Origin of the sequence: Frateuria soli, assembly GCF_021117385.1 — a bacterium.
In the GTDB taxonomy this organism is placed as follows: Bacteria; Pseudomonadota; Gammaproteobacteria; order Xanthomonadales; family Rhodanobacteraceae; genus Frateuria_A; species Frateuria_A soli.
The window spans coordinates 402,921-429,722 of sequence record NZ_CP088252.1 but is presented as its reverse complement, the minus strand read 5'-3'; the positions used below and the strand labels follow the sequence as shown (position 1 = coordinate 429,722).

Annotated in this window: 26 protein-coding genes; 17 read left to right on the top strand and 9 right to left on the bottom strand. The window is 70.2% G+C overall.

Annotation, left to right across the window (positions count from 1 at the left end):
* Window positions 1-172: 172 nt before the first annotated feature.
* From prmC to LQ771_RS01850, 3 genes are all read right to left on the bottom strand, one after another.
* A complete protein-coding gene (prmC, locus tag LQ771_RS01860; RefSeq protein ID WP_231350714.1) occupies window positions 173-1,009 on the bottom strand; it encodes a peptide chain release factor N(5)-glutamine methyltransferase in 837 nt (278 codons plus the stop codon).
* Window positions 1,002-4,952 (bottom strand): heme-copper oxidase family protein, encoded by a 3,951-nt coding sequence (locus tag LQ771_RS01855; protein ID WP_231350713.1) that lies wholly within the window; start codon window positions 4,950-4,952, stop codon window positions 1,002-1,004. Before LQ771_RS01855 ends, prmC begins: the two co-directional genes overlap by 8 nt.
* 152 nt (window positions 4,953-5,104) lie before the next feature.
* A complete protein-coding gene (locus LQ771_RS01850) occupies window positions 5,105-7,786 on the bottom strand; it encodes a M1 family metallopeptidase (RefSeq protein WP_231350712.1) in 2,682 nt (893 codons plus the stop codon).
* A 249-nt stretch (window positions 7,787-8,035) separates the two neighbouring features.
* On the opposite strand from LQ771_RS01850, the gene oxyR reads away from it, so the two are divergent.
* Together oxyR and LQ771_RS01840 are read left to right on the top strand one after the other, a co-directional pair.
* Window positions 8,036-8,983 (top strand): DNA-binding transcriptional regulator OxyR, encoded by a 948-nt coding sequence (oxyR, locus tag LQ771_RS01845; protein WP_231350711.1) that lies wholly within the window; start codon window positions 8,036-8,038, stop codon window positions 8,981-8,983.
* Between the two features lie 25 nt (window positions 8,984-9,008).
* The gene (locus LQ771_RS01840) at window positions 9,009-9,608 is read left to right on the top strand and encodes a hypothetical protein (protein ID WP_231350710.1); all 600 of its coding nucleotides are present in this window, start codon (window positions 9,009-9,011) and stop codon (window positions 9,606-9,608) included.
* 63 nt (window positions 9,609-9,671) lie between these two features.
* Here LQ771_RS01840 and LQ771_RS01835 read toward each other — a convergent pair whose 3' ends face one another.
* Window positions 9,672-10,430 (bottom strand): RNA methyltransferase, encoded by a 759-nt coding sequence (locus LQ771_RS01835; protein ID WP_231350709.1) that lies wholly within the window; start codon window positions 10,428-10,430, stop codon window positions 9,672-9,674.
* A 111-nt stretch (window positions 10,431-10,541) separates the two neighbouring features.
* Here LQ771_RS01835 and LQ771_RS01830 point away from each other — a divergent pair, with 111 nt between their 5' ends.
* From LQ771_RS01830 to LQ771_RS01815, 4 genes are all read left to right on the top strand, one after another.
* Window positions 10,542-11,345, top strand: a complete 804-nt coding sequence (locus LQ771_RS01830) for an inositol monophosphatase family protein (protein WP_231350708.1) — start codon at window positions 10,542-10,544, stop codon at window positions 11,343-11,345.
* A gap of 471 nt (window positions 11,346-11,816) precedes the next feature.
* On the top strand, window positions 11,817-12,008 hold the full coding sequence (locus LQ771_RS01825) for a hypothetical protein (RefSeq protein ID WP_231350707.1): 192 nt from the start codon (window positions 11,817-11,819) through the stop codon (window positions 12,006-12,008).
* Between the two features lie 25 nt (window positions 12,009-12,033).
* Window positions 12,034-12,225, top strand: coding sequence for a hypothetical protein (locus LQ771_RS01820; protein WP_231350706.1), 192 nt, complete (start codon window positions 12,034-12,036; stop codon window positions 12,223-12,225).
* Between the two features lie 77 nt (window positions 12,226-12,302).
* The gene (locus LQ771_RS01815; RefSeq protein ID WP_231350705.1) at window positions 12,303-12,467 is read left to right on the top strand and encodes a hypothetical protein; all 165 of its coding nucleotides are present in this window, start codon (window positions 12,303-12,305) and stop codon (window positions 12,465-12,467) included.
* Between the two features lie 110 nt (window positions 12,468-12,577).
* Here the strand turns inward: LQ771_RS01815 and hda are convergent, their stop codons facing one another.
* The 3 genes from hda to LQ771_RS01800 form a co-directional block, all read right to left on the bottom strand.
* Window positions 12,578-13,282 (bottom strand): DnaA regulatory inactivator Hda, encoded by a 705-nt coding sequence (gene hda, locus LQ771_RS01810; RefSeq protein ID WP_231350704.1) that lies wholly within the window; start codon window positions 13,280-13,282, stop codon window positions 12,578-12,580.
* Window positions 13,279-14,454 (bottom strand): AI-2E family transporter, encoded by a 1,176-nt coding sequence (locus tag LQ771_RS01805; RefSeq protein WP_231350703.1) that lies wholly within the window; start codon window positions 14,452-14,454, stop codon window positions 13,279-13,281. The genes hda and LQ771_RS01805 overlap by 4 nt, the downstream gene beginning before the upstream one ends.
* Before the next feature lie 76 nt (window positions 14,455-14,530).
* Window positions 14,531-15,520, bottom strand: coding sequence for a DUF2066 domain-containing protein (locus tag LQ771_RS01800; RefSeq protein ID WP_231350702.1), 990 nt, complete (start codon window positions 15,518-15,520; stop codon window positions 14,531-14,533).
* 196 nt (window positions 15,521-15,716) lie between these two features.
* Between LQ771_RS01800 and purM the strand changes: the two genes are divergently transcribed.
* The 3 genes from purM to LQ771_RS01785 all read left to right on the top strand — a co-directional run bounded on the left by purM (window position 15,717) and on the right by LQ771_RS01785 (window position 18,254).
* The gene (gene purM, locus LQ771_RS01795; protein ID WP_231350701.1) at window positions 15,717-16,745 is read left to right on the top strand and encodes a phosphoribosylformylglycinamidine cyclo-ligase; all 1,029 of its coding nucleotides are present in this window, start codon (window positions 15,717-15,719) and stop codon (window positions 16,743-16,745) included.
* 104 nt (window positions 16,746-16,849) lie between these two features.
* Window positions 16,850-17,515 (top strand): phosphoribosylglycinamide formyltransferase, encoded by a 666-nt coding sequence (gene purN / locus LQ771_RS01790; RefSeq protein ID WP_231350700.1) that lies wholly within the window; start codon window positions 16,850-16,852, stop codon window positions 17,513-17,515.
* A gap of 37 nt (window positions 17,516-17,552) precedes the next feature.
* Complete coding sequence (locus LQ771_RS01785) at window positions 17,553-18,254, top strand: DUF3108 domain-containing protein (protein ID WP_231350699.1); 702 nt, start codon at window positions 17,553-17,555, stop codon at window positions 18,252-18,254.
* Window positions 18,255-18,413: 159 nt separating this feature from the next.
* On the opposite strand, the gene murA is transcribed toward LQ771_RS01785, so the two are convergent.
* Together murA and LQ771_RS01775 are read right to left on the bottom strand one after the other, a co-directional pair.
* A complete protein-coding gene (gene murA, locus LQ771_RS01780) occupies window positions 18,414-19,673 on the bottom strand; it encodes a UDP-N-acetylglucosamine 1-carboxyvinyltransferase (RefSeq protein ID WP_231350698.1) in 1,260 nt (419 codons plus the stop codon).
* Window positions 19,674-19,762: 89 nt separating this feature from the next.
* The gene (locus tag LQ771_RS01775) at window positions 19,763-19,999 is read right to left on the bottom strand and encodes a BolA family protein (RefSeq protein ID WP_231350697.1); all 237 of its coding nucleotides are present in this window, start codon (window positions 19,997-19,999) and stop codon (window positions 19,763-19,765) included.
* 147 nt (window positions 20,000-20,146) lie between these two features.
* On the opposite strand from LQ771_RS01775, the gene LQ771_RS01770 reads away from it, so the two are divergent.
* From LQ771_RS01770 to hprK, 8 genes are all read left to right on the top strand, one after another.
* Window positions 20,147-21,154 carry a KpsF/GutQ family sugar-phosphate isomerase gene (locus LQ771_RS01770; RefSeq protein ID WP_231350696.1) on the top strand — a complete coding sequence of 336 codons (1,008 nt, stop codon included), beginning with the start codon at window positions 20,147-20,149 and terminating at the stop codon, window positions 21,152-21,154.
* Between the two features lie 68 nt (window positions 21,155-21,222).
* Complete coding sequence (locus LQ771_RS01765) at window positions 21,223-21,774, top strand: KdsC family phosphatase (protein WP_231350695.1); 552 nt, start codon at window positions 21,223-21,225, stop codon at window positions 21,772-21,774.
* Window positions 21,765-22,367, top strand: coding sequence for an LPS export ABC transporter periplasmic protein LptC (gene lptC, locus LQ771_RS01760; RefSeq protein ID WP_231351827.1), 603 nt, complete (start codon window positions 21,765-21,767; stop codon window positions 22,365-22,367). The genes LQ771_RS01765 and lptC overlap by 10 nt, the downstream gene beginning before the upstream one ends.
* Complete coding sequence (gene lptA / locus LQ771_RS01755) at window positions 22,324-22,932, top strand: lipopolysaccharide transport periplasmic protein LptA (RefSeq protein ID WP_231350694.1); 609 nt, start codon at window positions 22,324-22,326, stop codon at window positions 22,930-22,932. Before lptC ends, lptA begins: the two co-directional genes overlap by 44 nt.
* A gap of 3 nt (window positions 22,933-22,935) precedes the next feature.
* A complete protein-coding gene (lptB, locus tag LQ771_RS01750) occupies window positions 22,936-23,655 on the top strand; it encodes an LPS export ABC transporter ATP-binding protein (RefSeq protein WP_209616399.1) in 720 nt (239 codons plus the stop codon).
* A gap of 100 nt (window positions 23,656-23,755) precedes the next feature.
* Window positions 23,756-25,198 (top strand): RNA polymerase factor sigma-54, encoded by a 1,443-nt coding sequence (locus LQ771_RS01745; RefSeq protein WP_231350693.1) that lies wholly within the window; start codon window positions 23,756-23,758, stop codon window positions 25,196-25,198.
* A 133-nt stretch (window positions 25,199-25,331) separates the two neighbouring features.
* Window positions 25,332-25,655 (top strand): ribosome hibernation-promoting factor, HPF/YfiA family, encoded by a 324-nt coding sequence (gene hpf / locus LQ771_RS01740; RefSeq protein ID WP_231350692.1) that lies wholly within the window; start codon window positions 25,332-25,334, stop codon window positions 25,653-25,655.
* 192 nt (window positions 25,656-25,847) lie between these two features.
* Window positions 25,848-26,798, top strand: a complete 951-nt coding sequence (hprK, locus tag LQ771_RS01735) for an HPr(Ser) kinase/phosphatase (RefSeq protein ID WP_255674235.1) — start codon at window positions 25,848-25,850, stop codon at window positions 26,796-26,798.
* Window positions 26,799-26,802: the final 4 nt, after the last annotated feature.

Below are 26,802 nucleotides of genomic sequence, written 5' to 3'. Positions count from 1 at the left end.
GGGCCGTGCTTTGATCCCTGCCCGTACCGCAGGGGAAGGTACCGAGGATGGGACGCGGCCGCCTTGCGACGGACCTGTCCGGCGATCCCGAAGCGCCCCCTTTCGCGCCTGTCGGCAACTTTCCGCGCAGGCGCGGGGGAAAGCCCGGATGCGCGGCAGTGCGTGACGGCCGTCAGGGACGGTTCGACGGGCGTCGACCGCCACTGATCCGGTCGCGTTGCTCCAGGTCCTGCGCCGTGAACACCTCCTCGTAACCCGCCGCTTCGAGCAGTTCGCGCGCGGCGCCGCCCTGGTCCCAGCCGTGCTCGAACAGCAGCCACCCACCCTCGACCAGGTGGGCCCGTGCACCCACGATGATGCGTCGGATGTCGTCCAGGCCGTCTGGCCCGGAGGCCAGCGCGCTGGCCGGCTCGAAGCGCAGGTCGCCCTGCGCCAGGTGGGGATCGTCCGCCGCGATGTAGGGCGGGTTGGACACGACCAGATCGAAGCACTCGCCTTCGAGCGCGGCGAACCAGTCGCTCTCGATGAAAACCACGTTGGGGACCCGGTTGGCAGCGGCGTTGCGCCGTGCGACCGCCAGCGCCGCGGCGCTGGCGTCGGTGGCCAGCAGGCGCGCATGCGGGCATTCGCGCGCGATCGCCAGCGCGATGGCGCCGCTGCCTGTGCCAAGGTCGGCCACGCGCGGCGCGCCCTGGCGCGGCAGCATCGCCAGTGCCCGTTCGACCAGCAATTCGGTCTCGGCGCGGGGGATCAGCGTGGCCGGCGTCACCTCCAGCTCGAGCGTCCAGAAGCCGCGATGGCCGGTGAGGTAGGCCACCGGCTCGCCGGCGGCGCGCCGTTCCACCAGCGCGGCGAAGGCCGCGGCATCCGTCGGGTCGACCGCATCGTCGGAGTGCGCAAGCAGCCAGCTGCGCGACTTGCCCAGCGCGTGCGCGAGCAGGATGGCCGCTTCGGCGCGGTCGCGCAGCCGGGTGGCGGCCCCGGCCAGCAGTTGGCGGACCTCAGGCATCGGGTGGCACCTCGGCGGCGGTGGGCAGTTGCGGCGGCGCAGCCGGCCGCGGCTTGTCGCGGCGCCAGTAGCCACCCTGCGACCAGGCCTCGAAACCCCAGCGCAGCCAGCCGATCAACGCGTTGGCCAGCCACAGCGCCCAGGCCAGCATGGCCAGCTTGTAGGTCCACAACGGCAGGCTGAACACGCCCGCCTGCGGCAGCACGCCGGCACTACGGTCGGCGAACCAGTGCAGTTGCAGCGCGCTGGAACCCATGCCGGCGACGTGCATGTCCGGCTGCCCCAGCAGGCCGCCCGGCACCGCGGCCACCAGCACGCCGAGCGCGATCGCCGTGAGCAGCGCCAGCCCCACCTGCATCAGGTCGAACAACCCGGCGCGCCACGTGCCGACCTCGACCCGCGCCCGCAGGCCGAGCAGGATCAGCCAGACCACCACCACGGCATATGCGCTCCAGGCGAAGGCGGAAAAGCCCAGGCCCAGCAGCAGCCAGTGGCGGAAGCGCAGCGGCGTGGGCGCGTAACGCGAGAGCAGCCAGGCCGCGGCCAGCAGCACGACCAGCTGCGCCCAGTACAGCACGGCGGGACCGGCGCCCTCGCCCCAGGTCCACAGCACCCAGCGGTCACGCGGCAGGTGCAGGAACGTATCGAGATTGGCCGCCGGCGCGTGCAGGGCGACGGCCGGCGAGCGGATGCGCGCAGCCGCGCCACCGGGCCCGCGCAGGCGCAACTCGTAGCGGTGCGTGCCCGGCAGCAGGGGCAGTGACAGCGTGCCGTTGCGCACGGCCAGCGGCAGGCGCTCGCCGTCGCGGCTGGCCTGCAACAGCTCGGCCTCGGCCGGCAGGCCCAGCGCGTGCTCGCCACCACGGGTGCTGCGCGCCTGCAGTTGCAGGACGGTTTCGGTGGCGCGCTCGCCAACGGTGCTGCGGGACTGCACCTGGTCGAACGCCAGGGTGCCGCCCGCGACGGCGACCGGCTGGCTGAGCGCCAGCGTGAGCCGCTCGCCCGGCAACGGCTGGAAGCGCAGCACGTCACCGTCACTGGCCGGCACGCCGCTGGCCTCCACGTGCCACATCGGCGCGGCATCGATCTCCCACACTTCGGCGCGCTCGGCCAGCGCGGGCGCAACCAGTTGCAATCGGGCCATCCGGTCCAGGCGGCTGGTCCACCCGACGCTGTCGGTGCCGGCGTTGAAGGCGAGCTGGATGCGCCCGTCGCTCACCGGCGCATCCGCGCCCAGCGGGTGTTCGCCGGGCAACAGCGGCAGCGCGACACTGAAGCCGCCAGCCTGCGGCGCGATGCGCTCGACCTCGTTGTGCACCGTCCATTCGCTGCCCAGCACAAGCCGGCGGGTAAGGCGCACATAGGGCGGGAGGTCCTGCCCGGGCGTACTGGCCTCGCCGCCCGCGACGACCCGCTGGCGGTCGAAGGCCAGGCTGTCGCCGAGCAGGCGGTCGGCGTCCAGCCCGTCGGCCGTCCAGCCGTCCGTTTGCACCACGACGCGCTGTGGCGCCAGGGCAAACCGCAGGCGTGCGCTGTCGATGCCGTCGAGCCGGTAACGCAGCGCCACCTCATGGACGCCCGGTTCGAGCCGCAGCCAGAGCAGATCGCCATCGCGTCGCGCCAGCACCGCCGGCCGCCCATCGACCGTCGCCGTGACCAGCGGCAGCGTGGTGGCCGGCAGGGGCAGCGCGACCGTGGCGCCGGCGTGCGCCTGCAGGGTGAGGTCGAGCGCATCGCCGGCCGGTACCGCTCGCGCCTGCGGCAGGTTCGCGCAGGCGGGCGCGCAGGCGGGCGCCTCGACCAGGCGCTGGCGCAACTGGTCGAGCAGCGGCTGACTCGGCAGCGCCTGCGCATGGGCGTGCCAGGGCAGCAATGCCAGCGCCAGCAACGCCGCCGAAGCCGCATCCCGCCTGCCTTGCCAGCGCCCGCGCCCGCGCCAGGGTGCCAGCAGCGAGGGAAGCACGCGTGCGAGCAACGCGGCCAGCAGCACCACCATCAGTACGCGCAACAGGCTCACCAGCCACGCCGGGGCGATCACCAGGCGTACGGTCTGCCGGGGCGTGACCGGCCCGGACCAGCCCAGGCGGTAATTGCTGCCGAGGCGCCAGGTCGGCGTGCCCGGGCCCGCCTGGACCAGGCTGCGGGCGTCCACGGGCAGCTGCGTCGCGGATCGCTTCGTGGCGCCCACCGACACGCCGGCAAGCGCCCGGTCAGGCGCTGACGCCCGTCGCTCGGCCGCGGCGGGAGCTGCAGGTCCGGCTGGCGGAACGTTGTAGCTCTGGTCGAGCATGGCGGTCTCCAGGCTGATGTGCCGGGTCTGCGGCTCGAGCTGCGGATGCAGTGCGTATTGCAGCTGGGTGGCCACGAAGGGCAGCGTCCACAGCACCGCGAGCACGGACGAGGCCAGGGCGGCGACGTTCACGGCGCGCTGCAGACGACCCTCCGGCAGCGCGCGCAACAGCAGCGCCAGCGCGAGCAGCAGCGCCCATGGCCAGCCCAGCAGGCGGCCGGCCAGCAGGGCGATCAGCGCCACGCCGAACACGTCCAGCAGGCTCCACCCGGCCACCCACGAATCGGGCGAGTTGTCCGCACCGGGCGCACCGAGCAGGCGATAGCCCGGCGGCAGCTGGAGCGTGGCGTCGATGCGTTCGAGCGGCGCGCTCCAGCCGGTCACCGGCAGCGCGCCGCTGGCGGGCACGCGCAGCCCGGCGCCGAGATCGAGTCGATCGCTGCGCACCTCCACCCCGCTGCGTCCATCCCCGGCGCGACTGATCAGCAGCGGCTCGCCGTCCTGTTCGGCGCGCTGCAGCTGCCACGGCGCGTCGACTTCCAGCCGCTGGCGGTGCAGTTCGCCCTGCAGGCGGTCGTCCACCGCCAGGCCGCGGCCGTCGAAGTCCAGCCACAGGCGGCGCGACAGGCGCAGGCGATCGTGCCGTCCCGCCCCGCGCTCACCCGGCTGCACGGTGAGCGTGGCATCGGCGTCCATCACGAAGGCGGGCAGCTCGCGCCAGTCCTCCGGCACGCCAGCCTGCGCCGCGTCGGTGGCCTGGCCTTCGGCGTGGCTGCCGCGCAGGTCGGGGTGGTCGGCGTAGCTCCAGATCTCCTGTCGCGGCCAGGGTGGCGGCGGCAGGGTCGCCGCGATGCGCGCGAGCGGCGCGCTGGCGCGGGCATCGAGGGTGACCGTCCAGCGGCCGGGCTTAAGCTGCACGCGCAGGCGGCCGTCGCTTTCCATGCGCACGGGCAGCCCCCCGTCCAGCGCGGTGGCGACGAAGCCGTTCGGCAACGCCGGCCCGAGCAAAAGCTCACGGGGGCTGCCGGTGACATCGAAACGCAAGCGGGTTTCCAGGGTCGCCGGCAGGCCGTCGGCCAGGCGGCGGTCGACGCGCAGCGACAGCGCATCGGCCACGCGCCGGGCAGCGGCCGCCTCGCCCAGGGCCAGTTCGTCGCCATCGCGCTGCAGCCGTGCGACCGGCTTGCCGTCGACGGTGAGTTCGACCAGGGCGATCGCCCCGGGCACGTGCAGCCGTGCCGGGCGTGCCGACCAGGGCAACCGGCCTTGCACGCGATGGTCGCCGGGCGAAACGCGCACCACCGGCTGGCCGTCGCGCTCCAGCACCACGGCCGGTTGGCCGTCCAGCCGGACCTGTTCCGGCCAGTGGCGCACACCGCCCGGCAGCGCGATCCACGCAGGGGCGTCGGCGTGGGCGTCCAGGGTGAACTGCCCGCCCCCGGCATCGGTCGACAGCGCCAGCCGGCCGGGCCAGGCGCACTGCCACGCCTCGCCCTGGCCGGGCGCGTGTGCCAGCCGCGGGCAGGCATGCGCCGCCTCCTCGTGCAGCACCCAGTCCTGCCAGTCGCGCAACGGCGGCGGCACCTGCTGCGCGATCGCCGGCGCGGCCAGCAGCAGGCCCATGAGCAACAGCCATCCTGATCGAGCACGCATGCCTGGTCTCCCTGTCGCCCGACGGGCGCGGCACAGTTTAGGGGGAACGTCCGCGCGCGGGCAGCGGAAGGCGCCCTTCGATGGGATGGCTCATAAAGCAGGACGCCGGGCGTTTCCGCCCGGCGTACTGTTTCAAGCCAGGGACCTGGCCCTCAGTGCATGATCGCCTGCGGATCCTGCTTGGCCTTCAGCGCGGCACACAGCAGGGTGTTCTCGGTGGTCTGCGCCAGGCCACGTTCGGCGCCGGTGACGTCCTTGGCGCGGGTCTTGAAGAACGCCTGCAGGCGGTCGGCTTCCTCCTGCGAGCAACCGCCACCGCCCATCAGGCCGGGCAGGCGACCGCCGGCGAAGCTGCCAGTGCGCTCGACGATGCGGTCGTAATGGGCGACCGCCCACTTCCACATCGCATCGCGCCCGGCGCGGGTCTCGCGGCCGCCACGCAGCAGGGCGGCCATCTCGCCGACCTTGACCTGCTTGTCCAGCGCGAAGTTGCGCACCCGCTCGGCCAGTGCCGGATCCTCGACCGCGCTCAGGCCGGCCAGCATGGCATTGCGCTGGGCGGGGTCGGAGGTCTTGGGCAGCTCGGCGATCAGCGCATCGACCGCGCTCTTGCCGTGCTCCTGCACCGCCACCGCCAGCGCGGTGTCGAGCAGGTCCGGATCGGCCGCATCGAGGTTGAGGTGGCCATCGGCCTTGCGCTGGAGCGCGGCCTCACCCTGCTTGAGCAGTTCCGCGCGCACCTGCGGCAACTTCACGTCCAGCGCCAGGAAGCCGGCCAGCGTGCTGCGCAACAGCGAATCGTCATCCGGCTCGCCGGGCTTGCGGTGGTAGCCCAGCAGCTCCATGCGCGGCAGGTAGGCGGTCCGCGCCCAGGCATCGAGCGCGTTGCGCTGCGCATCGGTCGCAGCCAGGTAGCGGTCGATCCACTCGAAGCTGGCGATCGGCGCGGTGGCCACCGCGCGCACGCGCGAGGCGGTCAACGGCTTCAGCGCCGCCAGCAGGTCGCCCGCGTCGATGTCGCCGTGGTGGAAGCTGGCGTCGGCGGCGTCGGCATAGGCCAGCTGCTCGGCGTCGGTGAGGTGGCTGATCCGGTCGCCCAGGCGGGCCAGGTCGCCCTTGTCCATGCCGAAGCGGTAGTAGCCGCTGGCGTTGGCGTTGGGCATCACCCATGTGTTGGCGCTGGCGCCCGGCAGCGCGATCGTGCCGGTGGCCTTCTCCAGCAGCTCGCAGTTGACCTTGCTGCCGTCGGCGGTGCCATAGCGCACGCACACCGGCACGCCCCACACGTGCTTCGCGTCGCCCTTGCTGCCGACCGGCAGGTAGCGGCTCTGGCTGAGCTTGAGCACGGTCTGGCCGTCCTTCTGCGCCAGCTGGGTCTGCACGTAGGGCACGCCGGGCTGGTTGAGGAAGCTCTTGAAGGCCTGCTTGAAGTCCTCGCCCTTGTCGGCCGCCTTGGCGATCGAGTCGACCAGGTCGTCCGCGGTGGCGGTGGAGAACTTGTGGTCCTGGATGTACTGGCGCATGCCCTGCTGGAAGGTCTTCTCGCCGACGTAGCCCTCGAACATGCCGAGCACGCTGGCGCCCTTCTGGTAGGTGATCGAATCGAACGCGGTCTCGATGTCGCCGTTGCCGGTGATCGGCTGGCGGATCTTGCGCGCGGTGACCAGGGCGTCGTTGTCCATGGCGTACTGCGCACCGCGGACGCGGTCGAGGTCCGCACGGTATTCCGGGTGCACCTTCATCGTCACCTTCTGCTGCATCCAGGTGGCGAAGGCCTCGTTGAGCCAGATGTCGTTCCACCAGGCGGTGGTGACGGTGTCGCCGGTCCACTGGTGGGCCAGTTCGTGCGCGTTGACGTTGAACGAGCCGCGCACGTACTGCGCCGGCGAATCCGGGTCGAGCAGCAGCAGCCAGTCGCGGAAGGTCACCAGGCCGGCGTTCTCCATCGCGCCGGCGGAGAAGTCCGGCGCGGCGAGCAGGTCGAGCTTGTCCCACGGATAGCCGAAGGCGTAGTAGTCCTCCAGCGTGTGGATGATGCTCGGCGTCTCCGACAGCACGTGCTGCATGCGGTGGCCCTCGCCCTTGGCGGCGATGCCGCGCAGCTGCAGCGGCGTGGCGCGGTAGGCGTCCGGCGAGATGTCCGGGCCGGCGACGATGTCCCAGGGGCCGACGGCGAAGGCGACCAGATAGGTGGGCAGCGGCTTGGTGGTGGAGAAGGTCAGCGTCTTCCAGCCGTCACCGGCGGCCGCTTCCTTGACCTGCTTGGTGTTGGCCACCGCCTTCTCGTCCTCGGGGATGGTCAGGCTGATGTCGAATGGCGTCTTGAAATCGGGCTCGTCGAAGCCGGGGAAGGCGTAGCGCGCGCTGATCGGCTCCATCTGCGTCATCGCGTACGGCACACCCTCGTGGCTGACTTTGTACAGGCCCTGCAGCTGCATGTTGAGCGGCGCGGTGTAGTCGAAGGCGAGGGTCAGTTCCTGCGGCTTGAGCGTGTCGGCGAAGTCGACGCGCACCACGCCTTCCTTCGGCGCGGCCTCGACGTACTTGGCCGCATGGGTCTTGCCGGAGGCGTCGGTCACGCTGACCTTCGAGACCTTCAGGTCGTGGCCGTGCAGCCAGATGTGGTCGGACGCCTGCTTCAGGTCGACCCTGATGCGCGTGGTGCCGGAGAAATCCTGCTGCGCCGGATCCACCTTGAAGGACAGCGCATAGGACTGTGGCACCGCCCAGCGCGGCAGCTTGCCGTGCGGCACCTGGTCGGTGGTGGCGGCGAAGGCGGCGCCGCAACAGGCGGCCAGCGCGGTGAGCACGAGCGGTTTGACGAGTCGACGCATGTGTTTTCCCCGGGAACAGTGAAGGCAACACCCGAAGCTAGGCCGGGCATGACTTGTGACACAGTGCCAAAAGGCATGGCCGCGGCGGCGTGAAGCCCGCAACGGGCGGCGGCTCCCTCCGCAAGCGAGGGTCGGCTTGGCGCAAGGGCCCCCGCTCCAGGAAAAAGAATTCCGTCGCCGATGGTGGCCGCCATTGCCCCTATCGATCGCCAGCACCACAATCATAGGCATGCCCTATTGGAGCAAGCCATGAACCTGCGCGACCTCGCCTATCTCGTGTCGCTGGCCGAGCACCGCCATTTCGGGCGGGCCGCCGAGGCCAGCTTCGTCAGCCAGCCGACGCTTTCCACGCAGATCAAGAAGCTCGAGGACGAGCTCGGCGTGGCGCTGGTCGAGCGCACGCCGCGCAAGGTGCTGCTCACCGAGACCGGCCGCGAGATCGCCCGGCGCGCCCGCGGCGTACTGGCCGAGGTGGACGAGATCCGCGCCATCGCCCAGCGCACGCGCGACCCCGAGGCCGGCAGGTTGCGCCTGGGCGTGTTCCCGACACTGGGGCCCTACCTGCTGCCACACCTGGTGCCAGCCGTGCGCCAGCGCTTTCCGCGACTGGAGCTGCTGCTGATCGAGGAGAAGACCGAGCAGGTCATGCGCATGCTGCGGGAAGGCTCGCTGGACGTGGGCATCCTCGCCCTGCCGATCCACGAGGACAGCCTGCATGCGGAGTTCCTGTTCGAGGAACCGTTCGTGCTGGCCGTGCCGGACGACCACCCGCTGGCCCACCGCAAGGCGCGCCTGAAGCTGGCCGACCTGTCGGACGAGAGCCTGCTGCTGCTCGAGGACGGTCATTGCCTGCGCGACCAGGCACTGGAGCTGTGCCAGCTGGCCGGCGCGGGCGAGAAGGTGGGCTTTCGCGCCACCAGCCTGGAGACGCTGCGCCAGATGGTCGCGGCGAACGTCGGTATCACCCTGCTGCCGACGTTGGCGATCAAGCCGCCGGTGGCGCGCACCGACAACGTGAAGCTGCTCGAGTTTGCCGGCCACGCGCCAAGCCGCCGCATCGCGCTAGTGTGGCGCAAGAGCTCCTCGCTGGGACCGTTCCTCGAACGTTTCGCGGAGGTGGTGCGAGGCCTGCCGGCCGACCTGCTCGAACCGGACCTGGCCGGGCCGGCCCACGCCCTGCGGCGCAAGCGTGCCTGACACGCATCCACAGGGGAAAACACCGATGCAGCGGCTGCTGTGGCTGGGATTGATGGTGCTGTTGGGGTGGGGTGCACTGGGGTGGTGGCAACAACGCCCGCTGCACCCGCCGCCGGGCGTGCTGGCTGCGCAGGCGCCCGAACAGGTGGACCTGCGCGACGGCGCCGTGCTCCAGCGTGGTGACACCGTGCTGCGCACCCGCGCCCACATCGCACTGACCGCGCGCGTGCTTTCGCGCGAGGACTACCGCTGGGACGCCGGCGCCTCGCTTGCGCCGACCGACCTGGCGCTGGGCTGGGGACGCATGTCCGACAGCGCGGTGCTGGCCGGGATCGAGATCAGCCAGTCCAACCGCTTCTTCTACTGGCACGTGCGCGACTTCCCGATCCCGCGTCGCGAAATCGAAACCTCCGCCACGAACGTGCACCTCATCCCGGCCGACGCCGGCGTGCGCCATGCGATGAAGCAGGTGCGCCCCGGCGAGCTGGTGCACCTGGAAGGCTTCCTGGTCGACGCCAGCCGCGCGGATGGCTGGCACTGGCGTACCTCGCTGCGTCGCGACGACACCGGCGATGGCGCCTGCGAGCTGATGTATGTGGAGGAGCTGGAGCCGGTGGCGCCGTGACTTCCCTGCAGGAGCGCACCCGTGCGCGACCCGTGACGCACGCGGTCGCGCACGGGAGCGCTCCTACAGGCGCCTGGTCAGCATCGCCATGCGCTGCGCATCGGCGAGCACGCCGTGCAGGATGCGCAACTCGCGCTCGTCCGGCTGTGCGCGCTGGAACAGGCGGCGCAGGCGCAACATGATCGTGGTCGGCTCGCGACCCTTGTGGAACTCGATGTCCTCCAGCGTCTGCCCCAGATGCTCGAAGAAGCGCTCCATCCGCGCCGCGTCGGCCGGTGGCTCGTCGTGTTCCGGCGGCACGTCCACCGGCGTGTCGCCGAGCATCGCCAGGCGCTGTTCGTAGGCCATCACCTGCACCGCCTGGGCCAGGTTGAGCGAGCTGTAGTCCTCCACGCTGGGGATGCGCACCATCGCGTGGCAGCGCGCCAGCTCCTCGTTCTCCAGGCCGGTGCGTTCGTTGCCGAAGACCAGGGCCACCTGCTCGCCGCGGGCCGCGGCCGCAAGCGCCTGCGCGGCCCCCTCGCGCGGGGTGAGCTCCGGCAGGTTCACGCCGCGCCGGCGCGCCGACAGGCCCAGCGCGAAGGTCGCGCCGGCCAGGCCGTCGACCAGCGATGCATGCACGCCAGCCTCGGCCAGCACCTGCACAGCGTTGGCGGCCAGCGCGTCAGCCTCGCGGCTGGGAAATTCGGCCGGCGCCACCAGCTCCAGCCGGGTGAAGCCCATCGTGCGGATCGCCCGCGCCGCGCTGCCGATATTGCCCGGATGCGAGGTGCGCACCAGCACGAAGCGGAACAGTCGGGCGAGATCGGCGTAGTCGGTCATGGCGGCGGGAACAGCAGGCAGGATCGCCAAGGATAGCCGGCCGGGACGCCCCGACGCCGGCTCTGCTAGAATCGCCGGCCGCATTTGTGCTCTTTTCCCAAAGCCGAAGCCATGCCAAGACCCGCCGTCACCATCGCGGCCCGTGCCGCGCGCGCCGCAGGCAACGTGATCCTGCGCTACATGAACCGCATCGACGGCCTGCACGTGGTCGAGAAGCACCGCATGGACTTCGCCTCGGAAGTCGACCGCCTGGCCGAGGCCGAGATCGTCAAGGAACTGCGCCGCGCCTATCCGGACCACGCCATCCTCGCCGAGGAAGGCGGCGCGACCGGCAAGAACCCGCTCACCTGGGTGATCGATCCGCTCGACGGCACGCACAACTACCTGCGCGGCATTCCGCACTTTTCCGTGTCGATCGCGCTGGTCGATAAAGGCGTGCCGATCTATGGCGTGGTGTTCGATCCGCTGCGCGACGAGCTGTTCACCGCCAGCAAGGGCGATGGCGCCTACCTCAACGACCGCCGTATCCGCGTGTCGCGCCGCGAGAACCTGGGCGGCGCGATGATCGCGACCGGCTTTCCCTATCGCCAGCGTGAACATCTGGACAGCCAGCTGGCGATGACCCGCGCGCTGCTCGGCCAGGCCGAGGACATCCGCCGCTCCGGCTCGGCCGCGCTGGACCTGGCCTACACCGCCGCCGCGCGCTACGACGGCTATTTCGAGATCGGCCTCAAGCCCTGGGACATGGCCGCCGGCGTGCTGCTCGTGCACGAGGCGGGCGGGCGCTATGGCGACTTCGCCGGCCGCGACGGCATGCCCGCCAGCGGCAACCTGATCGCCGCCAACCTCAACGTGGCCAAGGCGATGACCGACGCCATCGGTGCGCAGGCCACGCCGGCTTTGCTCAAGGCCTGAGCGGCACCGTCGACACGCACAAGGGGGCGCCCGCGTGGCGCCTTTTTTGTGTGCGGACGCGTCCCTGCGGCAGCGCATCCCGTGCTCGGCCGGATGCCTGGCGGTCGCACACGGGGGCGCGCTCCAGCAGTCGCCGCAGCCACCCGCGCGCCTGCCCGGGCAGCAGCCGGGCGCTGCTGTAGATCTTTCCAGCCCGAGCGTTTTTTCCAGCCGCGCGGACGCAAGGTTCGCATTCGCGGCGCAGCCCGCGGTGGCATCCGCATTGCAACGCCCCTGCCCGTCCGGAGGGCCCGCGACACGATGCGGCGCCCTGCGGACGAGGGAGCGTCCGTCGCCACCGGTGCACGCCAGTGCCGGTGGGCGGAAGCGGGTCGTGGCTCCCTGCCCGACCCTCTCTCTCCGCTGGACGCCGGGAAGGCGGCCAGCCGAGCACTGCGAGGAAACCGATCGGATGTACCAACGGAGATAACCATGAGCCGGCAACAGTCCCCAGGCAGTCAGTCCAGCAGCAACAAGAACCAGCACCCCACCGACACGATCGACGGGGCGCGCGGCAAGCTCAGCGTCCGCGAGGCGGGGCGCAAGGGCGGCTTGCGCGTGCGCGAATTGATCAACCGCGGCCGCCAGGTCGAGGCACGCCAGAGCGAACAGCGTCCGAACTAGACGCGCAACACGAAAGGAGGGGCACATGGCAACACGGGAAGAGCAGAGCGACCACGGCAGGCATGCCGGCGGTGGCCAGCACGACCAGGGCGACATGACCGTGCGCGAGGCCGGCCACAAGGGTGGCGAAATCGGCGGACACAAGGGTGGGCAGCGCACGCGCGAACTGATCGAGGAAGGCAAGCAGGCCGAAGGCCACGGCAACGGTCGCAAATGATCCACGGCGGCATCAGGTCGCATACCGGGGAGTATCGACATGGCAAAGCACAGCGACAACCAGCAAGACAGGGCGACATGACGGTCCGGGAAGCCGGCCAGAAGGGCGGCCACAAGGGCGGTGAGATCCGCAAGGAACAGCTCGGCCCCGAGGGTTACTCGGAGCTCGGCCACAAGGGTGGCCAGCGCGTGCGCGAGCTGATCGAGGAAGGCAAGCAGGCTGAAGGCGGCACCAGGAAATGACAGGCACGGCGGCGGCGCGCCTGTCGCGGGCGCGCCGGTCCGTCACGCAGGGGCGGGTTCCAGTCCCGGCGGATCGCACCGCGATGGCGGGATGCAACCCACCTGTGCGGTCAGGCCTGCCCGCTGCCCTCGCGCAGGAACTCGCGCAGGAACGGCACGGTGATGCGGCGCTTGGCCGCCAGCGAGGCCTGGTCCAGGCGATCGAGCAGGTCCAGCAGCGCGGCCAGGTCGCGGGCGTAGTGGCTGAACAGCCAGTCCAGCACCGCCCCGTCCAGCTCGATGCCGCGCGCGGCCGCCTGCTCGCGCAGCACGGCACGCCGTTCGCCGTCATCCAGGGCCTTGAGCGCGAATTGCGTGCATGCGCCCAGGCGCGAGCGCAGGTCCGGCAGGCCGATGCCCAGCTGCGCCGGCGCGGCATCGGCTGCGAACAGCATCGCCCCGCCTTCCGCGCGCACCTGGTTGTACAAGTCGAACAGGGCGTGCTCGGCGGCGCGCTCGCCGGCCAGCACGCCCAGATCGTCGATGGCCAGCAATTCGCTGCTGCCCACGCCGCGCAGCGCCCCGATGTGTTCGTGCATGGCCGAAAGCGGCAGGTATTGCACGCGCCGTCCGGCCGCGATTGCGGCTTGGCAGGCAGCCACCAGCAGGTGGCTGCGCCCGCTGCCGGTCGGGCCGTGCAGGTACACCCAAGGCGCCCCGGGCACTTCGGCCAGGGTTCGCACGGCGGCTAGGGCGGCGGCATTGGCGGCGGCGTGGAAATGCTCGAATCGCTGCCGGCGCGGCCAGCGCAGCGCGAGCGGCAATTGCGGAATCATGGCGAACCGTCGCCCGGGCCACGCGGCGCGGGCGGCATGGCATCGCCATACCTGGCGCCGTCGGGCGCATCCACGGTCACCTTGACCTCGGCCACCAGCGGGTCGTCCGCCCCCGGCTGCTTGTAGAGCTCGCTCATGCGGTAGCGCTCGAGCAGGTAGCGCAACAGCACCATGATCACCGAGGCGGCCGGCAACGCCAGCAACACGCCGAGAAAGCCGAACAGGTAGCCACCGGCGAGCACGGCGAAGATGACCGCTACCGGATGCAGACCGATCTTGTCGCCGACCAGCTTGGGCACCAGCGCGTAACCTTCCAGCAACTGGCCTACGATGAACACGCCGCAGACCATCAGCGGATGCGACCAGTCGCCGTACTGCACCAGCGCGGCGATGATCGCCGCGCCGAAGCCGACCATGAAGCCCAGGTAGGGCACGAAGCTGAGCAGGCCGGCCACCATGCCGATCAGCGGGCCGACCGACAGCCCGACCAGGGTCAGCGCCACGCCGTAGAAGATGCCCAGCGCGAGCATCACCAGCAACTGGCCGCGCACGAAAGCGCCCAGTACCGCATCGGACTCGCGCGCCAGGTGGGCGACGGTCGGCTGTACCGAGCGCGGCAGCACGCTGTCGATGTAGGCGATCAGCCGGTCCCAGTCGCGCAGAAGATAGAACGCCACCACCGGCACCAGCACCACGTTGGTCAACCACATCACCGCGCCGATGCTGGAGCGCGAGACCGTGCCCAGCACGGTGGTCGCCACCGCGCCGATCGAACCGATGTGCGCGCGGATCGCGGCCATCAGCCGGCTGGTATCGAACGCGTCCGGATCGAGGTTGAGCGTGCGTTGCAGCCAGGGCAGCGCAGTGTTCTGGATCCAATCCACGTAGCGCGGCAGGTTGTGGACCAGATTCTCGATCTGGTCGGAAATCAGCGGCACCAGCAGCAGCAGTGCGCCAACCAGCAGCAGGGTCAGCACGAAGAACACGATGCTGACGGCCCAGGTCCGGTTCAGGCCCAGCCGTTCGAGCCGGTCCGCCAGCGGATCGCCCAGGTAGGCCAGCATGCCGGCGACGGCGAAGGGCATCAGCACCGGCGCCAGCAGCCAGATCAGGAAGCCGATCACCAGCACGATGGCGAGCAGTTGCCAGCGGCGGGAAATGTCGTGGGTCACGGGTGGGCCTCGTTCGAGCGATGCACGGCGTTTCCTGGCAGGGCCCCGCTTGCGGGCTCCTACACCAGGCCTTGCCTCAATGGAGCCACTGCAGGCTGGCGTCCGCCCCTGCATGCGGCGAGCCCTGGATCACCCGCCCGCCCGCGGCCAGGCTGGCGGCGAGCGCGGTCGTCGGTGTGCTCGACTTGATGCCCAGCAGGAAGCCGTCGTTGTCGGCGGCGAGCGTGTTCACCTCGCGCACCGACGGATCGGCACGCAACATCGCCAGCAGGTTGGCGTACGCCTGCGCCGAATCGACCTTGCTCACCCATAGCGTGCCGCTGCTGATGCCGGCGCCGATCACGTTGAGCTGCTTGCCCAGGCGGTCGGCCAGGCCGTTGGCGGCATCGGTCAGCAGGGCATCGGTGCTGAGTGCCTGGTCGCTCCACGGCAGTGGCTTGCCACCCGAGACCAGGGTCCAGTCCGCACTGCCGCCCTTGAGGTTGCCGACCAGGATCAGGCCGGTGTGGTAGCGCTGGGTGATCATCGCCAGCGCGGTCGGGTCGGCGTTCGCCACGGCGGCCGCTTCCGGCACATGCGACGGATCCGGATAGGCCAACTGGTAGCCGCGCGCCGCCGCGGCCTGCGCCAGCGCGCCCAGCGCATCCTGGCCAAGCAGGCTGCCGTCGCTGCCGTGCACCAGCACCAGCACCGGCGGCTTGACGCCCGCAGCCGGCACGCCGATCTGTGCGATCAGCCGGCGCACGGCACCCGGGTCGAAGTTCACCTGCAGCACGATGCCGCTGCCGGCGCGCTGGTACTGGAACTGCTGCACCAGGCCCGGCGCACCCTTCAGCGCGTCGTCGTAACCGGGCTTGCTGCGCAGGTCCTGCCCCCCGGCGACGCGCTCGAGCACCTGCGCGAGCGCCGTGGCGAACGCCTCGTCACGTTGCGCCTCGCTGGTGTCGGCGACCGGCACCACCACCGCGTAAGGCGAGCCCGGCACGGACGCGGGCACCTGCGCCCACGCCGCCGGCGCAAGGAAACCCAACAGAAGGAAGGCGAAAAACAGGCGTGACAGGCGCATCGGCAAAGCTCGTCCGTGGAAGCTCGGATAACGGGGGAGTCTGCCCAATCCCGCCCCCAGCGTCCATTGGCGCGGCCCGACGCAACCTCGCAAGGCGCGGTGTTTCCCGCCGCGCCGGCCGGCCCGCGCGCGGGTACGCCGCGCCGCGGGGAGCGTGCTGGTAGAATTGCGGGATTTCCCCAAGGCCTTCTTCGCCATGTCCGACGCCCTCACCTACCGCGCCGCCGGCGTCGATATCGACGCCGGCAATGCCGTGGTCGAACGTATCAAGCCGCTGGTCAAGCGCACCTTCCGTCCGGAGGTGATGGGCGGGCTCGGCGGTTTCGGCGGCCTGTTCGACCTGGCCGGCCGCTACAGGGAGCCGGTGCTGGTATCCGGTACCGACGGCGTGGGGACCAAGCTCAAGCTCGCGCAGCAGCTGGGTCGCCACGACACCATCGGCATCGACCTGGTCGGCATGTGCGTCAACGACGTACTGGTGCAGGGCGCCGAGCCGCTGTTCTTTCTCGACTACTTCGCCACCGGCAAGCTCGACGTCGACACCACCGTGGCGGTGGTGGGCGGCATCGCGAAGGGTTGCGAGCTGGCCGGCTGCGCGCTGATCGGCGGCGAGACGGCGGAGATGCCGGACATGTATCCCCCGGGCGAGTACGACCTGGCCGGCTTCACGGTCGGCGCGGTGGAGAAGTCGCAGCTGCTCTCGGGCGAGTCGATCGTGGCCGGCGATGTCATCCTCGGCGTGGCGTCTTCCGGTCCGCATTCGAACGGTTATTCGCTGATCCGCAAGATCCTCGAGCGCGCCGGCAGCCCGCTCGATCTAGACCTTGGCGGCGTGACGCTCGCCGACGCGCTGATGACGCCGACCACCATCTACGTCAAGCCCATGCTGGAGCTCCTGCAGGGCAGGCACGTGCACGGCATGGCGCACATCACCGGCGGCGGCCTCAAGGAAAACATCATACGCGTCGTGCCCGACGGCCTGGGCCTGGCGCTCGACGCGAACGCGATCGTGCTGCCGCCGGTGTTCGACTGGCTGATGCGCGAAGGCAAGGTCGCACGCGAGGAGATGTGGCGCACGTTCAACTGCGGCGTGGGCTTCACCGTGATCCTGCCGCGCGCCGCGGTCGACGGCGCCGCGGCGCTGCTGGCCGGGCATGACCTGGCCAGCAGCGTGATCGGCGAGGTCGTCAAGGCGCAGGGCGACGAGCGCGTCCACATCGGCTGATACAGGACGACCGCCCTCCCCGATCGTACGCGCGCGGCGCCGAAGTCAAAGGATCACCGACCTTCGGCCCACGGGCACGCCCGGGGCGAACGGCAGAGACAGACATGCCCCACCCTCTCCGCATCGCCGTCCTGGCTTCCGGACGCGGCAGCAACCTCGCCGCATTGCTGGCTGCGCGCGAGCGTGGCGAACTGATCGCCGAATTCGTGCTGGTGGCCAGCGACAAGGCCACCGCCGGAGCATTGCGACTGGCCGACGAGGCGGGCATTCCCACGCTGGTGCTCGATCCGAAGACCTACCCGGACCGCCGCGCGTTCGACCTGGACCTGTTCGGCCGGCTCGCCGCCAGCGGTGCCGAACTGGTCGTGCTGGCTGGTTTCATGCGCATTCTCGATGGCGAGGCGATCGCGCCCTGGGCCGGGCGCATGCTCAACATCCACCCTTCCCTGCTGCCCAAGTACCGCGGCCTGCACACGCACCGGCGCGCGCTGGAAGCAGGCGACCTGGAACACGGCGCCAGCGTGCATTTCGTCACCGCCGAACTGGACGGCGGTCCGGTGGTGGCGCAGGCGGTGCTGCCGATCGAGCCCGGCGAGGACGAGCAGCGCCTCGCGCAGCGCCTGTTGCCCCTGGAGCATCGATTGCTGCCGGCAGTGGTCGCGCTGATCGCCGAAGGTCGCCTGGCCTGGCGCGACGGCTCGCCCTGGCTGGACGGCGCGCCGCTCGCCCTGCCGCTGCGCCTCACCGCGGCCGGACTTGCGGTCGTCTGAACCGGAGGTTCAGCGTGGTCACGGCACACTCGCTCACATGAGTTTCCGTCCCCTTCTCCGGCTCGCCGGTGTCCTGCTGCTCGCCGGCGCCAGCGGACTGGCCCTCGCCGCTCCCCCCAAGGCCTTCACCGCCACCTACCGCGTGCTGCGGGACGGCTCGCCGATGGGCGAGGCCACCGTCAGCCTCAAGCCGCTCGGCAACGGCCAGTGGCAATACAGCAAGCACCTGCGCGGCACCTCGGGGTTGGCCGCCCTGCTGGGCGCCAACCTGGACGAAGTATCGCGCTTCCGCTGGAAGGGCGACGTGCCCGAGGCGCTCAGCTACGACTACCGCCTGGATGCGGCGATCAAGTCCCGGCAACGCCACGTCACGGTGGACTGGGACAAGGGCCAGGTCACCGTGGACGAAGGCAAGGGCGCGATCACCTATGCGGCGCGGCCGGGCATGGTCGAACGCAACACCACCGCACTGGCGATCGGGCTGGCGCTGCGCGACGGGCAGAAGCAGGTCGCGCTGCCGGTGGCGGTCAAGCAGGAAGTCCAGACGCAGCGGTTCAAGCTCACGGGCAAGCAGGAGGTGACCGTGCCGGCCGGCCGATTCGACGCCGTGCGGGTGGATCGCACCGATGCCGACCGCGGCTTCAGCGCATGGTATGCGCCGGACCGTTACCCGCTGCCGGTGAAGCTGTCGCAGAAGGACGGCGGCAACCTGACGATGGAGCTGGTGAGCTTCCGCTAGCGCTCCGCTTCCTCTCCGCGTCGGGCCCTGGCCCGCAGGAGAACCGATGCCCTTCGCCGCACGCGTGCCTGGTGGGCGGAAGCCCGCCCTGCGGGACACGGCCGGAGCTCCGCGGGCTCGTCGTCGCCCGGGAGACCGGCACCATTTGCGGTCGGAACCTCAGCTCGGCAGGCGCCGGATCCTCGCGCCGAGCACGCCGAGCTTCTCCTCGATGTTCTCGTAGCCGCGATCGATGTGGTACACGCGATCGACCGTCGTGTCCCCCAGCGCCACCAGCCCGGCCAGCACCAGGCAGGCGGAGGCGCGCAGGTCGGTGGCCATGATCGGTGCGCCGCTCATGTGGTCCACGCCCTGGATGATCGCGGTGTTGCCTTCCAGGCGGATGTCCGCACCCAGGCGCTTGAGTTCCTGCGCGTGCATGAAGCGGTTCTCGAACACCGTTTCGGTGATCACGCCCACGCCCTCGGCCACGCAGTTGAGCGCGGTGAACTGCGCCTGCATATCGGTGGGAAACGCCGGGTACGGCGCGGTCACGATGTTGACCGCCTTCGGGCGGCGGCCGCCCATGTCCAGCTCGATCCAGTCCGGCCCGGTGGACAGGTGGGCGCCGGCTTCCTCCAGCTTGGCCAGCACCGCGTCCATCGTGCCGGCGCGCGCACCACGGGCGCGCACCTTGCCGCCGGTCATCGCGGCGCCGACCAGGAAGGTGCCGGTCTCGATGCGGTCCGGCAGCACTTCGTATTCGGCGCCTTCCAGCCGCTCGACGCCATGGATCACCAGCGTCGCCGTGCCGATGCCCTCGATGCGTGCGCCCATCGCGACCAGGCAGTTGGCCAGGTCGACGACCTCGGGTTCCTGTGCCGCGTTCTCGATGATCGTGGTGCCCTGGGCCAGGGTGGCGGCCATCAGGATGTTCTCGGTGCCGGTGACGGTCACCATGTCCATCGCGATGCGCGCGCCCTTGAGGCGCCTGGCGCGGGCGCGGATGTAGCCGTTCTCCACCGTCACCTCGGCGCCCAGCGCCTGCAGCCCGCGGATGTGCTGGTCGACCGGGCGCGAGCCGATCGCGCAACCGCCGGGCAGCGAGACTTCCGCCTCACCGAAACGCGCCACCAGCGGGCCGAGCACCAGGATCGAGGCGCGCATCGTGCGCACCAGGTCGTACGGCGCCACGTGGCTTTCGATGGTGCGCGGATCGACGTGCATCTTCATGCGGTCGTCCAGCACCAGGTTGACCCCCATGCGGCCGAGCAGCTCGATGAAGGTGGTCACGTCATGCAGGTGCGGCACGTTGGAGATCGTTACCGGACCATCGGCCAGCAGGCAGGCGGCGAGGATCGGCAGCACGGCGTTCTTGGCGCCGGAAATGGCGACTTCGCCATGGAGCGGCTCGCCACCGCTGATCAGGATCTTGGCCATTGTTCGGGGATTCGCGATTCAGGATTCGGGATTCAAAGGGCGCGGTACGGGACCGGGGCGGGCTCGCTTCAGCGATTCCCGGTCCCCGATTACCGATTCCCGGCTTCTTCGGGAGTCAACGTCTTGAGCGCCAGCGCATGGATCGCCCCGCCCATCAGTTCGCCCAGCGTGGCGTAGACCATGCGGTGACGCGCGATCGGCAGCTTGCCGGCGAACTGGCTGGCCACCACGGTGGCTTCGAAATGCACGCCGTCGTCCCCGCTGACCAGCGCGTTCGCGCCGGGCAGGCCGGTTTCGATCAGTGCCTGGATACGAGTTGGGTCCATCGGAGGGTCCATCGTCGGCGCGCGCGGATTCAGCGCTTGTGAATCCAGTGCGCGACCATATGACGTTAAAATGCGGATATGCCATGGTAATGGAATTCCCGTGGCACAGAAATGCCAAAGGCCGCCCGCCGCCGCCGCAGAGACCCCATGAACGCACGCATTGCCCCGCCCGTCGCCAATCTGGACCCGGACGCCATCGCCCGCAGCGGGCGCACGGTGATCGCCACCGAGGCGGCCGCGATCCGCGCGCTCGAACCGCGGGTGGATGCGGGCTTCGTCCAGGCCTGCCGGCTGATCCTGGCCTGCCGCGGGCGCCTGGTGGTCTCGGGCATGGGCAAGTCCGGACACGTCGGCCGCAAGATCGCCGCCACCCTGGCCTCCACCGGCACGCCCTCGTTCTTCGTTCATCCGGGCGAGGCCAGCCACGGCGACCTGGGGATGATCCAGCCCGACGACGTGGTGCTGGCGCTGTCCAACTCCGGCGAGACCGACGAACTGCTGTTCATCCTGCCGGTGATCAAGCGCCAGGGCATTCCGCTGATCGCGATCACCGGCAACCCGAAGTCCTCGCTCGCGCACCAGGCGGACGTGCACCTGGACGCCAGCATCTCCAGCGAAGCCTGCCCGCTCGGCCTGGCCCCCACCGCCAGCACCACCGCGGCGCTGGTGATGGGCGACGCGCTGGCGATCGCACTGCTGGAGGCGCGCGGCTTCACCGCCGAGGATTTCGCCCGCTCGCACCCGGCTGGCAGCCTCGGCCGCCGCCTGCTGCTGCACATCAGCGACATCATGCACACCGGCGAGGGCGTGCCGGTGGTCGCCCCGGATGCCAGCCTCACCGAGGCGCTGATGGAGATGACCCGCAAGCACCTGGGCATGACCGCAGTGGTCGATGCCGAGCGCCGCCTGCTGGGCGTGTTCACCGACGGCGACCTGCGCCGCGCGCTGGACGACGAGGACGTGAACCTGCGCGGTGCGAGCGTCGAGGCGCTGATGACCCGCGGCCCGAAGACGATCACCTCCGACAAGCTCGCCATCGAAGCGGCGCAGCTGATGGAGAAGCACCAGATCCACGCATTGCTGGTGGTGGACGAGCAGCAGCGCGTGGTCGGCGCGCTGAACATTCACGACCTGCTGCGCGCCAGGGTTGTCTGATTTGTCTCGACAAATCGGACAAATCAGGCAAGGTCGCATTTGACGTTCTTCCACGACAGTTCCCAACCGTGCCCACTTCTTCCTACCTCGCCAACCTCCCCGCCGACCTGCTCGCCCGCGCCGCCGGCATCCGCCTGGCGGTGTTCGACGTGGACGGCACGCTGACCGACGGACGGCTTTACTACGGCGAGGACGGCCGCGAGACCAAGGTGTTCTTCGTGCAGGACGGCCTGGGCCTGAAACGCCTGCAGGTGCACGGCGTGCAGGTGGCCATCATCAGCGCACGGATCAGCCACCCGGTGGCGCTGCGCGCCGAGGAACTGGGCATCACCCACGTCTACCAGGGCCAGGGCGACAAACGCGTGTGCCTGCTCGAATTGCTCGACGCACTGAAGCTGGCGCCCGAGCAGGTCGCGTTCGTGGGCGACGACCTGCCTGACCTGCCGGCGATGCGTGTGGCCGGGCTCGCCGTGGCGGTGGCCAACGCCCACCCGTGGGTGGTCGAACAGGCGCACTGGACCACCAGCCGCGCCGGCGGCCAGGGCGGTGCGCGGGAGGTCTGCGACCTGATCCTGCATGCCCAGGGCAAGGCCGGCAACGAGAAGGAGCGCTGGCGGTGAGGGAGTGGCTGCGCGACCGCCGCCTCGCGGCCGCCATCGTCGTGATCGCATTGCTGGCCGGCGTGGCGCAGTTGCTGTTGTGGTGGATCGGACCGCCGCCGAAGGTCAACGAATTCGTGGGTCCGCCGCGTTCGGGTTACACGCTGACCGACTTCAAGCTGACCCAGTACGGCATCGACGGCCTGCCCAGCTTCCTGATCCAGGCGCCGCAGCTGGAGCGGCGCGAGGGCGACGAGTCGCTGTACATCAACACGCCCGAGTTCCGCCTGCCCTCCAACCAGCCGGCCGTGCCCGACTGGCTCGGCCATTCGCTGTACGGCTGGGTCGGCCACGACGGCAGCCTGCTCAAGCTGCAGGGCCCGGTGCACCTGGAGCGGGCCGCGTTCGACGACACGCCGCGCACGACGATCGACACTTCCGACGTCACCGCCTGGCCCAGGCAGAACCGCATCCAGACCGCCGCGCCGGCGCAACTGGTGCAGGGCGACACTAGAATCAGCGGCGTCGGCATGCGTGCCGACCTCAACGACAAACACCTGGAGCTGCTCGATGACGTCCACGCCACGTTCCCGCCCCGCCGGCACGCGCGCTAGCTGGGGGGTGCTCCTGCTGGGCCTGCTGGCGATCGCGCCGGCGGCGGCCAAGCGCACCGACCGCGACCAGCCGATGGACGTGCAGGCCTCGCACTTCGACGGCTTCCGCAAGCCCAACAGCACCACCACGCTCAAGGGCAACGTGGTGATCACCCAGGGCTCGCTGAAGGCCACCGGCGGCCTGGCCAAGGTGCACTTCGACGCCAACGCCGAGATCGACAGCGTGGTGCTCACTGGCAGCCCCGCGCACATCCAGCAGCTGGACGACAATGGCAACCTGATGCAGGGCGAGGCGGCCACCATCGACTACCAGGTGGCGAGGGACTTCGCCGTGCTGCAGGGCCAGGCCTCGATCACCCAGCAGGGGCGCGGCGAGGCACATGGTGACCGCCTCACCTACAACACGCAGACCAGCGAGATGACCGGCGACAGCGGCGGCGACGGTCGCGTGCACATGATCTTCAAGCCCAAACCCAGGCCCCAGTCACCGGCCACAACGCCCGCCGCGACCCCGGCACCGGCCGCCAGCGCACCGGCGCCCGCCACCAGCAGCGGGCAGCCCTGACCGATGCTCGCTGCCGAAGGCCTGCAGAAACGCTACCGCTCGCGCCAGGTCGTGCGCGATTTCGGTTTCTCGATCCGCCAGGGCGAGGTGGTCGGCCTGCTCGGCCCCAACGGCGCCGGCAAGACCACCTGCTTCTACATGGTCGTCGGCCTGGTCGAGGCCGACGGCGGCAGCATCCGGCTGGATCGCCAGGACATCACCGGCCTGCCCATGCACGCCCGCGCGCGACTGGGCATCGGCTATCTGCCGCAGGAGGCCTCGGTGTTCCGCCGGCTCTCAGTGGCCGACAACATCATGGCCGTGCTGGAACTGCGCGAGGGTCTCACCGCCCGCCAGCGCAACGAACAGCTCGAAGGTCTGATGGACGAGCTGAAGATCGCCCACATCGCCGGCCAGAAAGGCATCAGCCTCTCCGGTGGCGAGCGCCGCCGCGTGGAAATCGCCCGCGCACTGGCCGCGCAGCCGCGTTACATGCTGCTGGACGAACCGTTCGCCGGCGTCGACCCGATTTCGGTCGGCGAGATCCAGCGCATCGTGCGGCACCTGAAGGAACGCGGCATCGGCGTGCTGATCACCGACCACAACGTGCGCGAGACGCTGGGCATCTGCGACCGCGCCTACATCCTGAACGACGGCGAGGTGCTTTCGCGCGGCACGCCCGCGCACATCCTCGCCGACGAAAAGGTGCGCGAGGTCTACCTGGGGCGGGAGTTCAAGCTCTGAGGCGGTGATGTGACGCAGGGCCCGCCAGGGCCCGTCCTCGCTATGGTCGCATCACACCCGCCGGGGTAGGATGATCGCAAGTCCCTCCCCAGCAGCTGGCATGAAACCCGGACTCCAGTTCCGACTCAACCAACAGCTCACCCTGACGCCGCAGTTGCAGCAGGCGATCCGGCTGTTGCAGCTGTCGCAGCTGGAGCTGGAGGCGGAACTGCGCCAGATCGCCGAAGGCAATCCGCTGCTGGAGTTCGAGGAAGAATCGGCGGAGCCGGGCGAAACCGAGGAAGAAGACTTCGGGACTGCCCCGGCCGAGGCGCCGACGGTCGACCACAATGCCGACGACGGCGCCGACTGGGGCGAAGCCGACGCGCCCGCCGAGGCGCCCATCGATTTCTCGCTCGGCAGCAGCGCTCCTTCGGGCAGCCGCGGCGACGAGGACTTCGAGCCGCAGAACGCCGCGCCCGAGACCCTGCAGGAACACCTGCTGTGGCAGTTGAACCTGTCGCCTTTCGACACGCGCCAGCGGCTGATCGCCACGGTCATCATCGACGCGCTCAACGCCGACGGATACCTCGCCGAAGGCATCGAAGGCGTACTCGCCGCGCTGCCGGTGGACCTCGATGCCGGCGTGGACGAAGTCGAGGCGGTGCGTCGCCAGCTGCAGCGCTTCGATCCCACCGGCATCGCCAGCCTGGACCTGCGTGACTGCCTGCGCGTGCAGCTGGAACAGTTCGATGCCCAGACGCCACACCGCGGGCTTGCGCTGCAGATCGTCGACGGCGAACTCGAGCTGCTCGCGCGCAACGACGTCGCCAGGCTCGCACGCAAGCTGCGCGCGAGCGAGGAAGACGTCGCCGCCGCAGCGCTGCTGATCCGCAGCCTGGACCCGCGCCCCGGCGCCGCGCTGGACGCCACGCCGGTCGAGTACGTGGCGCCGGACGTCTACGCCTACAAGGAAGGCAGCCGCTGGAAGGTGAGCCTCAATCCCGATTGCCAGCCGCGCCTGGGCCTCAACCAGCACTACTGCAGCCTGATCGCGCAGGCGCGCGGCGAGGACGCTAGCTGGATGCGCGGCCAGCTGCAGGAAGCGCGCTGGCTGATCAAGAGCCTCGAATCACGCGCCGAGACGCTGCTCAAGGTGGCCGATGCGATCGTGCGCCGGCAGAGTGCCTTCCTGGACTACGGCCCGGAAGCGATGCATCCGTTGGTCCTGCGTGAAGTCGCCGAGGAAGTCGGCATGCACGAATCGACCATTTCGCGCGTGACCACGCGCAAGTACATCCACACCCCGCGCGGCACCTTCGAACTCAAGTACTTTTTCTCCAGCGGTGTCTCCACCGAGGACGGCGGCGGCGCCTCGGCCACCGCCATCCAGGCAATGATCAGGAAGCTGATCGATGCGGAGGACTCACGCAAGCCGCTGTCCGACCAGGCCCTCGCCGAGGAACTCAACCGCAAGGGCATCCAGGTCGCCCGGCGTACCGTGGCCAAGTACCGCGAGGCCCTTCGCATCCCCAGCTCCAGCGAGCGCCAGCGTGCCGGCTGACCCGGCCCTGAAACCCACCCCTTGGAACCGGCCAGAACGATCCCATACGAATGAAAGAGACCGGCACGCCGGCACCTTTCGCCGGCATGCGAACCCGCCGCCCCACGGCGGCCCGTAACAGAGGAGGCGCCCCATGCAGTTCCAACTCACCGGCCAGCAGATCGAAGTCACGCCCGCCCTGCGTGCGCATGCCGAGTCCCGGCTCGATCGCCTGACCCGCCTCGACGAAAGGTGCCAGGGCCTGACCATGGTGCTGTCGATCGACAAGCTGCAGCACTGCGCCGATGCCACCCTCACCACCACGGGTGCCGCGCTTCATGCGGCGGCGTGCGGCGCCGACATGTACGCTTCCATCGATCTGGTGTTCGACAAGCTCGCCGCGCAACTTCGCCGCCACCGCGACAAGGTGACCGACAAGCACCCGCAGGAGGCGCGGGACGCACGCCAGTTCGGCTGATTGGTCCCGTCCTGCCCGGAACGACCCGCCGGACGGCGGGTCGTTTTTTTTCGCAACGTTCGAACGCGGCCCTGTCGACTCGCCGCCCACCCCCGCATGCAGGCGGCGGTATCGCCCTCGGGGTACCGCGAGGCAAGCGGGCACCCCAAGCTGGCACAATGGCGCCCACCGCCCACCCGGCAGGGAAACCCTTTGGAACGTCTGACCGCACGACAACTCTTCGACGGCGTCCACGAGCGCATGGGCCTGCGCTGGGTGTCGGGCATGCGAGGCGAGGGGCGCGTGCTCGAACCGGGCGCCACCGCCACGCGCCGGCCGTCGCTGGTCGGCTACCTGAACGTGATCTACCCCAACAAGGTGCAGATCATCGGTACCGAGGAGCTCAACTGGCTCGACAGCCTGGATTCCCGCCAGCGCTGGGAGGCGATGCACAAGATCGCCGCCCACCAGCCGGTGGCGCTGATCGTGACCAAGGACCAGACCGTCCCCTCCGACCTGCGCGAGGTCGCCGAGGAAACCCACACGCCGCTGTGGATCAGCGCCAAGCGCGGCCACGAGCTGCTGACCTGGATGCAGTACCACCTGGCGCGCCTGCTGGCCCCCAGGATCACCCTGCATGGCGTGTTCCTGGAGGTGTTTTCCATCGGCGTGCTGATCACCGGCGAGTCCGGTTCGGGCAAGAGCGAACTGGCGCTGGAACTGATCAGCCGCGGGCACCGCCTGGTCGCCGACGACGCCACCGAATTCACCCTGATCGCGCCGGACGTGATCGACGGCACCTGCCCCGAGCTTCTGCAGGACCTGCTCGAGGTGCGCGGCCTGGGCGTGCTCAACGTGCGCGAGATGTTCGGCCACACCGCGGTCAAGCATTCGAAATACCTGCGCCTGGTGGTGCACCTCAAACCCCTGCGCGAGGGCGAGGACATCGACGCCCTGACGCGCCTGACCGGCGATACCAGCCACCGCGAGATTCTCGAGGTCTCCGTGCCGATGATCACCATTCCGGTGGCGCCCGGCCGCAACCTGGCGGTACTGGTGGAAGCGGCGGTGCGCCACCATATGCTAAAGAGCAAGGGTATCGATCCCGCGCAGACCTTCATCGACCGCCAGGCGCACCAGATGCGCCGGCTTCCGCCGTGGTGAGCCC

Bases quoted from the DNA above. Each gene is read 5' to 3' on its own strand.
- prmC (WP_231350714.1), bottom strand. From the start codon at position 1,009: ATGCCTGAGGTCCGCCAACTGCTGGCCGGGGCCGCCACCCGGCTGCGC.
- LQ771_RS01855 (WP_231350713.1), bottom strand. From the start codon at position 4,952: ATGCGTGCTCGATCAGGATGGCTGTTGCTCATGGGCCTGCTGCTGGCC.
- LQ771_RS01850 (WP_231350712.1), bottom strand. From the start codon at position 7,786: ATGCGTCGACTCGTCAAACCGCTCGTGCTCACCGCGCTGGCCGCCTGT.
- oxyR (WP_231350711.1), top strand. From the start codon at position 8,036: ATGAACCTGCGCGACCTCGCCTATCTCGTGTCGCTGGCCGAGCACCGC.
- LQ771_RS01840 (WP_231350710.1), top strand. From the start codon at position 9,009: ATGCAGCGGCTGCTGTGGCTGGGATTGATGGTGCTGTTGGGGTGGGGT.
- LQ771_RS01835 (WP_231350709.1), bottom strand. From the start codon at position 10,430: ATGACCGACTACGCCGATCTCGCCCGACTGTTCCGCTTCGTGCTGGTG.
- LQ771_RS01830 (WP_231350708.1), top strand. From the start codon at position 10,542: ATGCCAAGACCCGCCGTCACCATCGCGGCCCGTGCCGCGCGCGCCGCA.
- LQ771_RS01825 (WP_231350707.1), top strand. From the start codon at position 11,817: ATGAGCCGGCAACAGTCCCCAGGCAGTCAGTCCAGCAGCAACAAGAAC.
- LQ771_RS01820 (WP_231350706.1), top strand. From the start codon at position 12,034: ATGGCAACACGGGAAGAGCAGAGCGACCACGGCAGGCATGCCGGCGGT.
- LQ771_RS01815 (WP_231350705.1), top strand. From the start codon at position 12,303: ATGACGGTCCGGGAAGCCGGCCAGAAGGGCGGCCACAAGGGCGGTGAG.
- hda (WP_231350704.1), bottom strand. From the start codon at position 13,282: ATGATTCCGCAATTGCCGCTCGCGCTGCGCTGGCCGCGCCGGCAGCGA.
- LQ771_RS01800 (WP_231350702.1), bottom strand. From the start codon at position 15,520: ATGCGCCTGTCACGCCTGTTTTTCGCCTTCCTTCTGTTGGGTTTCCTT.
- purM (WP_231350701.1), top strand. From the start codon at position 15,717: ATGTCCGACGCCCTCACCTACCGCGCCGCCGGCGTCGATATCGACGCC.
- purN (WP_231350700.1), top strand. From the start codon at position 16,850: ATGCCCCACCCTCTCCGCATCGCCGTCCTGGCTTCCGGACGCGGCAGC.
- LQ771_RS01785 (WP_231350699.1), top strand. From the start codon at position 17,553: ATGAGTTTCCGTCCCCTTCTCCGGCTCGCCGGTGTCCTGCTGCTCGCC.
- murA (WP_231350698.1), bottom strand. From the start codon at position 19,673: ATGGCCAAGATCCTGATCAGCGGTGGCGAGCCGCTCCATGGCGAAGTC.
- LQ771_RS01775 (WP_231350697.1), bottom strand. From the start codon at position 19,999: ATGGACCCAACTCGTATCCAGGCACTGATCGAAACCGGCCTGCCCGGC.
- LQ771_RS01770 (WP_231350696.1), top strand. From the start codon at position 20,147: ATGAACGCACGCATTGCCCCGCCCGTCGCCAATCTGGACCCGGACGCC.
- lptA (WP_231350694.1), top strand. From the start codon at position 22,324: ATGACGTCCACGCCACGTTCCCGCCCCGCCGGCACGCGCGCTAGCTGG.
- lptB (WP_209616399.1), top strand. From the start codon at position 22,936: ATGCTCGCTGCCGAAGGCCTGCAGAAACGCTACCGCTCGCGCCAGGTC.
- LQ771_RS01745 (WP_231350693.1), top strand. From the start codon at position 23,756: ATGAAACCCGGACTCCAGTTCCGACTCAACCAACAGCTCACCCTGACG.
- hpf (WP_231350692.1), top strand. From the start codon at position 25,332: ATGCAGTTCCAACTCACCGGCCAGCAGATCGAAGTCACGCCCGCCCTG.